Source organism: Enterococcus sp. AZ191, from assembly GCF_051713845.1.
GTDB lineage: Bacteria > Bacillota > Bacilli > Lactobacillales > Enterococcaceae > Enterococcus_B > Enterococcus_B durans.
Map to the genome: position 1 here is coordinate 20819 of NZ_JBIOQS010000004.1, position 12113 is coordinate 32931.

General features: G+C 39.1%; 8 protein-coding genes and 1 pseudogene. 3 read left to right on the forward strand and 6 right to left on the reverse strand.

Annotated features, from left to right (window positions below):
- Positions 1-148: 148 nt before the first annotated feature.
- From IGI47_RS13830 to IGI47_RS13845, 4 genes are all read right to left on the reverse strand, one after another.
- Positions 149-1168 carry a LacI family DNA-binding transcriptional regulator gene (locus IGI47_RS13830; protein WP_311930430.1) on the reverse strand — a complete coding sequence of 340 codons (1020 nt, stop codon included), beginning with the start codon at positions 1166-1168 and terminating at the stop codon, positions 149-151.
- 68 nt (positions 1169-1236) lie between these two features.
- On the reverse strand, positions 1237-2271 hold the full coding sequence (locus tag IGI47_RS13835; protein ID WP_438784536.1) for an aldose epimerase family protein: 1035 nt from the start codon (positions 2269-2271) through the stop codon (positions 1237-1239).
- The gene (gene pgmB, locus IGI47_RS13840; protein WP_311930428.1) at positions 2264-2929 is read right to left on the reverse strand and encodes a beta-phosphoglucomutase; all 666 of its coding nucleotides are present in this window, start codon (positions 2927-2929) and stop codon (positions 2264-2266) included. The genes IGI47_RS13835 and pgmB overlap by 8 nt, the downstream gene beginning before the upstream one ends.
- Complete coding sequence (locus IGI47_RS13845) at positions 2922-5216, reverse strand: glycoside hydrolase family 65 protein (protein WP_438784537.1); 2295 nt, start codon at positions 5214-5216, stop codon at positions 2922-2924. The genes pgmB and IGI47_RS13845 overlap by 8 nt, the downstream gene beginning before the upstream one ends.
- Before the next feature lie 280 nt (positions 5217-5496).
- On the opposite strand from IGI47_RS13845, the gene IGI47_RS13850 reads away from it, so the two are divergent.
- Both IGI47_RS13850 and IGI47_RS13855 read left to right on the forward strand, forming a co-directional pair.
- The gene (locus IGI47_RS13850) at positions 5497-7659 is read left to right on the forward strand and encodes a PTS transporter subunit IIBC (RefSeq protein WP_438784538.1); all 2163 of its coding nucleotides are present in this window, start codon (positions 5497-5499) and stop codon (positions 7657-7659) included.
- Between the two features lie 215 nt (positions 7660-7874).
- Entirely contained in the window at positions 7875-8699 is an 825-nt protein-coding gene (locus IGI47_RS13855; RefSeq protein ID WP_438784539.1) for an endonuclease/exonuclease/phosphatase family protein, read from the forward strand.
- A 70-nt stretch (positions 8700-8769) separates the two neighbouring features.
- On the opposite strand, the pseudogene IGI47_RS13860 reads toward IGI47_RS13855, so the two are convergent.
- Both IGI47_RS13860 and IGI47_RS13865 read right to left on the reverse strand, forming a co-directional pair.
- Positions 8770-8889, reverse strand: a pseudogene (locus IGI47_RS13860) (DUF3788 family protein); the annotation flags it as partial.
- 131 nt (positions 8890-9020) lie between these two features.
- Complete coding sequence (locus tag IGI47_RS13865) at positions 9021-10673, reverse strand: hypothetical protein (RefSeq protein ID WP_438784540.1); 1653 nt, start codon at positions 10671-10673, stop codon at positions 9021-9023.
- Between the two features lie 236 nt (positions 10674-10909).
- Here IGI47_RS13865 and IGI47_RS13870 point away from each other — a divergent pair, with 236 nt between their 5' ends.
- Positions 10910-12034, forward strand: coding sequence for a class C sortase (locus tag IGI47_RS13870; RefSeq protein WP_438784541.1), 1125 nt, complete (start codon positions 10910-10912; stop codon positions 12032-12034).
- The last annotated feature ends 79 nt before the right edge of the window (positions 12035-12113 follow it).

Sequence of the window (12113 nt, forward strand, 5' to 3'; positions counted from 1 at the left end):
CACCGTTTATTCATTTTTAATGAATGAGACAAAAGTCTTTCTTACTTCTGTCCCAGACTCGTTTTTTCTCCAATTTCTCAAACCTGAACGACTTTTGTCTCAACCTCATCTCTTGGTTATTCTATCTGTTCATTTCAATTTCTACCAGTTATTGCTTGGGGGTCAGTGGCACAACTGTTTCTCTCTTGATCAAGTGATGAGGGATGACTAGGCGCACGCCGCTACTGATTTCGTTATGGATCAATTCTTGTAATTTTTGCATGGCTACTCGCCCTAATTCGGAAATATCGATATCGATACTTGTGAGATAAGGATGAGTCAGTGTAGAAAAAATCGAATTATTGAAACTGATGATCGATAAGGTTTCTGGAATAAGATAACCATACATTTGCGCTAATTGCATCGTGCGAAGTGCAAAAATATCATCGATTACCACAAGTGCTGTAGCACCGGTGTTTTTTAAGATAGTGTCAAAGGATAGATAGTCTTCTGCCTTTTCGATCACAACGCTAGGGTGAACATCTAGCCCAGCCATCATCATCGCTTTTTGATACCCGAAATAGCGTTCGAAATAGAGGCTTTCGTGGGTCGTGTTCGTAACGAAGAGAATCTGTTCATGCCCATTTTGGATAAGAAAATCAGTTGCCTGTTTTCCCAATAGTTGGTTGTCGTTATCAACGTAGATGATCTCATTTTCATGCTGATAAGGTTGACCGATCAGGGTGAAGGGAATCTTGTTTTGATACAAATAATCGATGACTGGGTCTTCGCTATCAGAGTACACTAAGATAAAGCCATCGACTTGTTTTTGTAAGTGCATTCTTTGGACATTTTCTAATAAGACATCAAAATTTTTCGCTGTTGCAATGGCTGTTGTCATGTCGTGGTGACGTGCTTCTTCGTTGATTGCGTCCATGATCTCTAAGTAGAAGGGATTACCGATTCGTTCTTTAGAATCAAGTGGCGGCAATATCACGCCGATGGCACTAGAAACCCGTTTACCTAAATTTCTAGCAGTGATATTCGGTACATAGCCAAGTTCATCCATGATTTTTCGGACTTTCTTTTTGGTTGCTTCGGAAATACTTGGATGGTCATTGATGACGCGTGAGACAGTAGATGTAGCTACTCCCGCTTTTTTTGCAACATCTTTTACCGTAATTGCCATAATTTAAACACCTTTCTTCTAAATAAAAATCTCTTCTTTTCTGAGCTATTCGTAATCAAAACAAGCAACTATTGAGTATTTGCTATCTGTTCATTCGGTAAAATAGTAAACTGATAGGTAGTATGATTGACCTTTTCTTGGCCAGGGTACAAAGCGATCGAACCGAGTTCGGGTAAATGGACTAGATCCGGAAATTCTTGTGGCTCGATGGCTAAACCATAGTTTGAATGCATATGTTTCCCGTTGATCATAAAATCAGCTTCAAAACCAGTCGTAGAAAATAATACCACACTTCTATTTGTTGTTGCTATAGACAACTGGCGTCCAGATTGTTTTTCTGAAAGACACAGCACCTTTTTTGAACGTTTCGGTGTAGTAAGAACAAAAACGTCATCAAGTCCTTCAGGATAAGCGTTGAGAATTTCTTCGATTGTATGTGGTTTCTTGAAATTGATCGGTAAATCTGCTTGAGTGATTTGCTCGCCTGTTGGTAGTTTATCTTCATCTAATACCAATAGACTTTCTGCTTGGACGGCTAGTTCATGTGTATCAATGTCACGTTTACCGTTCCCAGAAAGGTTGAAATAGGCATGATTGGTTGGATTGCAGATCGTCTCGACGGGACTGTTCGTTTTTGTGATCGTTTCCAGGCTATTCGCAGTTAGCTGATACGTGATCGTTGCAGTGATAGGCCCAGGATAATCGGAAAAAGTGTCTTGTAAATAAAAGACAACGCCGATCGACTGTGGATTTTTGAACACTTCGACATCCCAGTATTGGAAAGACCATCCATTTGTTCCTCCGTGGATATGGTGGTTGCCGGCGTTTTTTTCAAGTTGATGATTCCCCCACGTAGCATTTCGGATTCTGCCTGCTACGGGACCGACTGTGGCTCCAAAGAAACTTTCATCGGTTAAAACATCTGAAAGTTCATCATAAGAAAGTAAGACGTTTTCTAAATGTCCTTTGTTATCTGGAGCAAATATTTGGTGAAGTCTAGCACCATAGTTTAGAAGAACGACGGTCAATTCGTCGTTCTTCAATGTGATTTTTTTTAATTCAGTGTTGGGGATAGGGGTCACTGAAATAGAAGGTTCAGGCATTTGGCTGCCACGTTTTTTTCAAGTAATCGAAAGTCAATGAAGCTGTATTAGGTACGATTGGAATATCCTCCCCAAGATCTTCTGAACGTCCTACGCCAATAGGTTGCGCACCACTAGCAATGATCGCAGCGATTCCAGCTTTTGCATCCTCGATTCCGATGCAGTCACGAGGGGTCAAACCGATGTCTTTCGCAGCAAGTAGAAAAATATCTGGTGCAGGCTTTCCATTAGCGACTTTTGCCGGATCAGCAATCGCGTCAAAGTAGCTTTCTAAATCCATCTTGGCAAGTAGGAAAGGGCCGTTTTTGCTTGCAGATGCTAGTGAAATCTTGACATTATTTGCCCGTAAGTCTTTTAATAATTCTAAAATCCCTGGAAAAACATCTTTTGGTGTAATCGATTGGATCATTTCAAGATAATAATCATTTTTTCTTTTCGCTAATTCGAGAAATTCTGTTTTTGAGAATTGCTCTTCTTTTTTTCCATGAGCAAGAAGGAGAGCCAGAGAATCTTCTCTGCTTACACCCTTCAATTGTTCGTTGAATGTCCGATCGAAGGGAATACCGATCTCATCACCTAGCTTTTTCCAAGCACGGTAATGGAATTCAGCGGTATCTGTAATGACGCCATCTAAGTCGAATAATACACCTTTAAACATTTGCTTCACCTTCTCGTAATGGAATAGTCAAATGATCAGTAAGCACATACGCTTTTTCGTAGACTTCTAGCGGTAAAGCTTCGCCAGATAAGAGATCCAATGTTACCTGTTCATTTGAAACGGCGATAAATAACAAGCGGCCGCGATAATTGATATGGAATGAATAAGCAGACCATGTTTTAGGTAAGAATGGTGCAAATCTTAATTGTTCATGATCTGTCTTCATTTGCGCGAATCCTTGTACGATAGCAAGCCAACTTCCTGTCATTGAAGTGATGTGTAAGCCACCCTCTGTATCATTGTTATAGTTATCTAAATCTAAACGAGCAGTGCGTTGATACATTTCAACGGCTTTGTCTTCCATGCCTAGTTCAGCAGCTAAGATAGCATGGATACTAGGAGATAGGGAAGACTCATGGACAGTCATTGGCTCGTAAAAATCAAAGTTGCGTTGTTTTTCTTCTTTTGTAAATGAATCATTGAAGAAGTAGATACCTTGTAAAACGTCCGCTTGTTTAATGAAGCAAGAACGAAGGATCTTGTCCCATGACCAATGCTGATTCAATGGCAATTCACTTGCGGATAGTTCCGCTACTGGTTTGAGATCTTTGTCTAAGAAAGTATCGTGTTGAACAAAAATCCCTAATTCTTCATCTACTGGGAAGTACATATTTTCAGCAATTTCTTGCCAATGTCCCAATTCATCGTCGCTGATTTTAGCAGTGCTCTCTTCTTTGAACTTCAAATAATTTTCTCGTGTGTAACGTAGTACCCAACAAGCAATCGTATTCGTGTACCAATTGTTGTTGATATTATTCTCATATTCGTTCGGTCCTGTAACCCCGTGGATCATATATTGATTGTTTCGTTTAGAAAAATGGACTCGGTCTGCCCAAAAGCGAGCGATTTCTGCCAAGACTTCTAGACCTTCATTTTTTAAATAGTCGATGTCGCCAGTGTAGTTAGTATAATTATAAATAGCGTAGGCAATTGCGCCATTTCGATGGATTTCTTCAAAGGTGATTTCCCATTCATTGTGGCATTCGATACCTGTGAAAGTGACCATTGGATATAACGCGCCTTTTAGTCCTTGCTGTTGTGCATTATGGATTGCTTGCGGCAATTGGTTATGACGGTACTTCAAGAGATTCTTAGTGACTTCAGGTTTCGCTAAAGCGAGGTACAGAGGTACTGCGTAGGCTTCAGTATCCCAGTAAGTTGCACCACCATATTTTTCGCCAGTGAAGCCTTTTGGTCCAATATTCAAACGTTCATCTTCGCCATAATAAGTAGAAAATAGCTGGAAGAGGTTGAAACGGATACCTTGTTGTGCTTCATCGTCTCCTTCGATGACTACATCTGCCAATTCCCATCGTTTAGACCAAGCGGCTGTTTGCTCCTCTTTTGCTTGGGAATAGTGAACGTTCAATTCGTTGAATTCTTTAAAGAGATGTGTCGCTTGTTGCGCTTCAGGAATATCTCGGCTTGTGAAAACCAATACTTCTTTGTCGATTAGAAGTGTTTCATTTTCTGCTAAGTCAAAGGTGAATGAACTTTCGATTGCTAAGGTGCCCTTTTGGTAGCTTGGTGTATATAATTTTCCATCAACGTAATGGCGCATCCCGGCAGTCACTGTGAATTGCTCGATCTCAAAATTATTCGGGATCGTTTTAGTCGTTAAGTACGCTATTTCTTCCTTGACGCCATGATCGATGTCATTCCAAAAGTGTTCATCGTAATTGCTGTCTTCGTTTTGGACATTGCCATCTAACTTAGAAATAACTTTTACAGTTCCATTTCCTTCCAACATTTCAATGGTTAAGCGAATATAAGCGGCTTCATTTTTGACAATACTTAAAAAGCGCTCGAATGAAAGATGAACTTTGTTTGAAGGGGTAGTGACTGTATAACTACGTGTCAAAACACCGTTTTTCATGTTTAATTCCCAATAAAAATCTTCAGTAGTAAGTGTAGCTAGATCAATCAGCTGATCATCGATAAAAAGATCCATAGCGATAAAATCGACTGCATTGATTACTTTTCCAAAATATTCAGGATAGCCATTTTTCCACCAGCCAACACGTGTTTTGTCAGGGTACCAAACACCTGCTAAATAGGTTCCTTGGTGATGATCACCAGAGTATGCTTCTTCAAAATTTCCGCGCATACCCATATATCCGTTGCCGATACTGGTCAATGATTCTTGCAATCGTAAATTTTCTTTATCTAATTTATTCGTACTGATTTTCCAAGGGTCGATCTGAAATAACCGTTTAATTTGTTTCATTGTTCTCCTCCTAGACATTGTCGTTTATACATCCATAATAAACGCAACCGATTGCGTAAGTCAACTAGAAAAGTGAAATTAAATTTTGAAGTAGATGAAAAAACAAAATAAAAGCGATCATATCAATGTTTACTACTATATTATGGACAGAAATAGTGTATAAAGAACAATTGAATACTTGAAGGAAAACCATAAAAATACGAAATAAAGCATTTACAAAAAAAGAAACACACGCTATAATAACTAACAACGAAACCGATTGCACAAAGGAGACGAGGAAATGAAAAAAATATTTAGCTTTGAGTTTTGGCAAAAATTTGGAAAGGCTTTAATGGTCGTTGTGGCAGTTATGCCAGCGGCAGGTTTGATGATCAGTATCGGTAAATCGATTCCGTTGATCAATCCTGATCTTGCACCTTTAGTTACAACGGGTGGCGTGATCGAAAATATTGGTTGGGCAATTATCGGAAATTTACATCTTTTATTTGCACTAGCAATAGGTGGTAGTTGGGCAAAAGAACGAGCAGGGGGAGCATTCGCTGCGGGGATCTCATTTATATTGATCAATCGGATCACAGGGGCAATTTTTGGTGTGACTAATGAGATGTTGACAAATGAAGACGCATTTACGCATACCTTGTTTGGCACGAAAATCATGGTCAAAGGGTTCTTTACCAGCGTGTTGGAAGCACCAGCGCTAAATATGGGGGTATTTGTTGGGATTATTGCAGGGTTCGTTGGAGCGATGGCCTATAATAAATACTACAATTATCGTAAATTACCTGATGCATTATCGTTCTTTAATGGAAAAAGATTTGTTCCTTTTGTAGTTATTTTGTGGTCAACGATTGTTGCATTGATTCTTGCTATTGTATGGCCGAATGTCCAAGCAGGAATCAATAACTTTGGATTGTGGATCGCAGAGTCAAAAGAAAGCGCTCCGATTTTAGCACCATTCCTATATGGTACATTGGAACGTCTATTGCTACCATTTGGTTTACATCACATGTTGACGATCCCAATCAATTATACGCAGTTAGGTGGTACCTATGAGATATTATCTGGTGCGCAAGCTGGAACACAAGTATTTGGACAAGATCCTTTATGGTTGGCATGGGCGACTGATTTGGTCAACTTGAAAGGTGCCGGCGACATGTCGCAATATGAATTCGTATTGACGAACTGGACACCTGCTCGTTTTAAAGTGGGACAAATGATTGGTTCTTCCGGTATCTTGATGGGATTAGCACTAGCGATGTACCGTAATGTTGATCCAGACAAAAAGTCTAAATATAAATCAATGTATTTTTCAGCAGCACTTGCAGTTTTCTTAACAGGTGTAACCGAACCATTAGAGTTCATGTTCATGTTTGCAGCTGTACCTCTTTACATTGTTTATTCCGTGATCCAAGGGGCAGCTTTTGCAATGGCAGATATTCTACCTTTACGTGTCCATTCATTTGGGAACATTGAACTATTGACACGTACACCATTAGCGATCAAAGCAGGACTAGGTATCGACTTGCTCAACTTTGTTATCTGTGTCATATTATTTGGAGTATTAACGTATTTTGTGGCAAACTTCTTGATCAAAAAATTCAATTATGCTACACCAGGACGTAATGGGAACTATGATAACGACAGTGAGGAAACGACTTCAGGTTCTGCAACTAATGCAGATCAACAAATCATTAAGATCATCTATTTGTTAGGTGGAAAAGAAAACATCAAGGATGTAGATGCTTGTATGACTCGTTTACGCGTCAGCGTCGAGGATCCTGGGAAAGTCGGTTCAGAAGAAGAATGGAAACGCGCTGGAGCGATGGGCCTAATCGTTAAGGACAAAGGTGTGCAAGCCGTGTATGGACCAAAAGCTGATGTGTTGAAATCGGATATTGAAGATTTACTACAATCAGGCGCTGATATTCCAGAGCCAACAGTTGAGGCTACAAATAAAAATGAGAAAAATGAAGAGAAACATGTTTTAGGTATCGAAAAAGAATTATTCACTGTAGCAACTGGCGAGGTAATTGCTTTAACAGCTGTGAACGATCCAGTCTTTTCACAAAAGATGATGGGCGATGGCTTTGCTGTCATTCCTGCCACTGGAGAAGTGACGGCACCACTTTCTGGTAAAATCGTGAGTGTCTTCCCAACCAAGCATGCAATTGGCATGCAAACAGCAGAAGGAGCAGAAGTTTTGATCCATATGGGACTAGATACTGTTCAGATGAGTCAGCCAGCATTTGAGATCTTAGTTTCTGAAGGCCAAGAAGTAGTAGCAGGAACTACGATTGCTCAGATGGATCTAGATGCAATCAAGAACGAAGGGAAAGAAACGACGATCATAGTAGTCTTTACAGATGACAAAGTCAATGGGCTGACCATCAATAAATTAGGAGACACTGAACGAGGAACAGTGATCGGGAAAATAAACTTGTAAAGAATCACAGAAGTTCATGCGTGTATTTCATATCGAAAGAATAGGTTCGATGTGTGTAACTCCTAGAAGTAAGCCGATAATCCCGAAATTGCTTTTCCTATTTCAGGGATTATTGGCTTATTTTTTGAATGAACTACTTTGGGGTCTCTACCTATAATATGGATTCAGAAGGTGGGAGCAATGTTTCGACCCATCCCATTAAGAAGGAGAATTATATGAAAATAATGACGTTGAATACGCATAGCTGGTTAGAAGAGGAACCACGAGAAAAATTAAAACAGATCGCTCAAAAAATCTGTCATGAACAATATGATGTGATCGCATTGCAAGAAGTCAATCAAACGATGGACGCAAAACGACTAACCAGTGAGCAGCTGAAGAATTTTAATCAGGTGCAGGAACAAACGCCTGTCCGCTCGGATAACTTTGCCTATTGCTTGATCCAGCTCTTAGCAGAACAAGGTGAAACTTACTATTGGAGTTGGGAAATGAGTCATGTCGGCTATGCTATCTATGAGGAAGGCAATGCGCTTCTTTCCAAACAACCACTAATTAGTCAAACGCACCTAGTCTCCGAAACAAAAGAAAAAGAGGATTACCATACTCGAAAAATATTAGTGGGTCAAACCTCTGTCAAAACACAATTTATTACTGTAGCAAGCTGTCATTTTTCTTGGTGGGCAGATGAAAAAAGCGGATTTGCATTTGAGTGGAAAGAATTAGAAGCAAGTTTAGTCCCCCTCGCAACGCCACTGTATCTATTAGGGGATTTCAACAATCCTGCTGAAAGCAGTGGGTACAATTTAGTGGCAAAAAGTCAGTTGCCTATTCGTGATGCTTATCCAATCGCTCAAAAAAAACAAGCTGAAGCAACGATCGAAAAGAAAATCGATGGCTGGGAAAACAATAAAGAGGGGCTGCGTATCGACTACATTTATGTACCACAAGATTGTTTTGTTACAAGTTATCAACGTATTTTCGATGGGGAAAATGGCTCGATTGTCAGTGATCATTATGGGGTAGCAGTCACGTTGGAGTGAAGAGAAACGAAGGAATATTATCACAATAAGAATGTGGGACAAATCTAAAAATCAGATTTGCTACAGACTCTCGAATAAACCGCGGGAGCAGAAGCAACTCCTTCTTAAATAAGCCGAAATTCACAAAAATTTGAAAAGCAATTTTCGGTCATTTCTTCTTATTTCTCGGAGTTAAACACTTCTGTCCCAGCCTCTCTCAAATAAACGACGTCCGAAAGGCAGATTTTTCGGAAATTTAAAAAAAAACGAGCAATACAAAAAATGTATTGTTCGTTTTTTTTCTAATTTCTCATAAACGATTTTTGTCTCGACCTCATTTTTTTATGAATGTATCCGACTCCTAATAAACATGATGAATAAAATCAGCCAACCAATGAAGGTCAACCCAATGATGAAATAAAAGAAGAGCGGCAAGTCATAATATAAGGTGATCTCATTGATACCATTATGCTGTTTGACGATTGGCGTACCGATGTCTGTCAATTCATAATCTGTCAAAGGTTTGCCGTTTTGCAACAATACTGTACGGTCGTAAACAATGACTGGTAAATGGACTGTTTTCTGACCGGTATTTTTCCACTTGATCGTTAAACGTCCGTCAGGGTGTGTTTTGATGAAGGTTGTTTCACCTTCTAGTATTTCTTCATTGTAACGATCGTATTTATTGGCTGTGGTGTCTTTATAAATCGGTAAATAATCAGGTGTTGTCTTTTGGAAGACGAATAAGCTCGTTGACATGTCTTGGCTGTAAAATGTTTTTCTGGCTTGTTCTGGTGTATCGAATAAATAAGTGTGACGGCTGACAAACGTCTCAGATTCCCATCTGTCTAAATGTTTGTATAAGTTTTGAAGCGTTTGGGCTGAAGCAACCAGTAAAAACAATACGCTAAGTGCCCGATACCACGTTTTCTTTTCCCATTGATTCAGTACAAGTGCCAAAAAGAGTAAGAAGAGTAACGTAAACGGCACAAAAAAGCGAAATGGAAATTGGATCAAGCTGATAAAAGGCACCTGTTTTTCTACTAAAGTGGTCCAAGGAATCAGACTCGTTGATAGTAAGAAAAAGCCGATACTTGAACGAAGTAGTAACTTAGTGAAAGGATAATATCTACGTCGAAACAGTAAGAATAATAAGAACCCAATAAATAGAATCAATGAGAAGATTTTGGGATAGGTCAACCAGTAACTCCCATCCAAGTTGATTGCTTTTTGACTCATCTCACGATTCACGAAAGGCGGCAGTATTTTGTTGCCGCTATAGACTAGGGCTAAACCACCCCAAATATTCGCAGTCAACACGAAATAGAGCAAGACTGATTTTCCTAATTGCAGCAGAGCCTTTCCTTTTTCATTCTGATCAAAGAAATAGTAAAGATAAAAAGGAACATACATCAGTGCCAGCATCACAGAAGACAATAAATGAATCTGAGTCATCAATGCAATCGAGGCAGTGACCTTAAGAATGGGAAAACGTCGGTGGACAACAAAATCCACCATTGGAATCATACATAAGGGATAAAAACAAGTACCCCAACTAGTAAAGCCTTGATTGACAGCCCAATATTGGATCGAATAAGTTGTCATGAACAAAACAGAAATAGGCACACTTACCCAGTTTTTGACGTGAACATATTTTAGTAGAGTCAGCATCGACCACCCAGAAATCAGGAAAAGAATAAAATTAGATAAAATTTGGTAATGGAACCAACTACCTGAGAGTAAGACGATCAATCCTTGGAAATAAGCAAATAATGGACCATAGACAGCATTTACGATCCGTCCACTTTGTTGAAATCCATACATTGAAGGGAAATAATGGAAATCCCAATTGGCGAACTGTTCGGCTGCATCATAGAACCGATTGTAGTGAAATGGGGCATCTGCTCCAATAACTAACTTATGTGTAAGGATATTTGGCAGAATAAATAAAATTGCGAAAAGCAAAATTGTCAAATACGGAACATACTTTTTCAATTTTTCATACTCCTTTTTATAGATTAGTTAGCTTCATCATAAAGCTTACGGAAAATTGAGGCAAGAAATTAGAAAATATATGAAAAAGCTTATGAATGTTACAAGAAATTACCAAGTGAATTTACACAGAGAAGAAGTGTTTTTTTATCAATAAAAAATAAGAATCGGCTTTTCGTTTTCATTTATCCATTAGACATTTATAATAAAAGAAACAGGGGGAAGAAGGTGAGTCTGAGTTGAAGAAAAAAAGATTAGTCTTTCAGGTGTTCTTGCTAATATGTATGTTGATAGGTTTGTTGATCACCCTCTATCCATTCTATAGCGACTCGTTGAACGGTTTTATCGATCAAAAACGAATCGAGCAAGCACAACAAATATCTATAAAGAAAAAAGAAAAATTAAAAGTACAGATGCAAGAAGAAAATCAACAAAAGGTAGAAGCTGGTCTGGCTCCCGGTGTTGATCCCTTTGACAATCAACTGACCGATACACATTCATCTGCCCAGCTTATCGGAGCAGTCCATATTCCAAAAATCAACGTGAATATTGCATTATATGATACCTTGAACCAGCGAGTTCTTGAAAAGGGAGCAGGTGTATTACAGGGCACTTCTTTTCCATTGGGAGGTGTGCCATCCCATTCTGTGATTTCTGCTCACAGTGGTCTCTCAACGAGGCGACTATTCACTGATTTAGGAAAGTTAAAAAAAGAAGATCTTTTTATTTTAACTGTGTTGGGAGAAAAGTTAGCATATAAAGTTAGCACTATCCAAGTAGTAGAACCTGATGATACATCTGGGATCAAATTGGAAAATAGGAAGGATATCGTCACGCTGTTGACTTGTACACCGTACATGATCAATTCGCATCGTTTATTAGTCACTGGTGAACGAGTTCCTTATAATGAAGAAGTCCAAGCAATAGAAAATGATGGAGCGAGAAAAAGTCAATTGATCCATCTATTGATTCTTTTAGGAGTTGCCTTACTTGTTGGAATGATCATTTATAGTATTTTTCGTACAGTGCATCGTTTCCTGTTGAAGAAACGTCTATTTGATTTTACGTTCATACTCTTGGATAAGAAAGGGATCCCGATAGGCAATCAACGTTTTTGCGTGAAAAAGAAAAAAGCAGTACTCCAACACGGCGTTCCTTTGGAAGGGGTTACGAATGAAAAAGGTCAGCTTACTTTTACGCAGCTTAAGGGGGATTCTTACTGGCTAGTTCCTATGGAGGAACCAAACCAACGAGTGAAATTTGGAGTCACACGCTTGAACCAGCAACAGATGCTATTTATAAAACGACACAAAAGAACAAGGACATTGGATAATGAAACGAATCGCTATCAGATAAAAGAATAAACGAGTAATCTAAAACTTTTACTGACTTGATTGTTGGGATCCTGACAAAAATATCAGAAAAGCAAAAAGAGGTTGGGAT

Coding starts and splice junctions, on each gene's coding strand:
- IGI47_RS13830 (WP_311930430.1), bottom strand. CDS start 1,168: ATGGCAATTACGGTAAAAGATGTTGCAAAAAAAGCGGGAGTAGCTACA.
- IGI47_RS13835 (WP_438784536.1), bottom strand. CDS start 2,271: ATGCCTGAACCTTCTATTTCAGTGACCCCTATCCCCAACACTGAATTA.
- pgmB (WP_311930428.1), bottom strand. CDS start 2,929: ATGTTTAAAGGTGTATTATTCGACTTAGATGGCGTCATTACAGATACC.
- IGI47_RS13845 (WP_438784537.1), bottom strand. CDS start 5,216: ATGAAACAAATTAAACGGTTATTTCAGATCGACCCTTGGAAAATCAGT.
- IGI47_RS13850 (WP_438784538.1), top strand. CDS start 5,497: ATGAAAAAAATATTTAGCTTTGAGTTTTGGCAAAAATTTGGAAAGGCT.
- IGI47_RS13855 (WP_438784539.1), top strand. CDS start 7,875: ATGAAAATAATGACGTTGAATACGCATAGCTGGTTAGAAGAGGAACCA.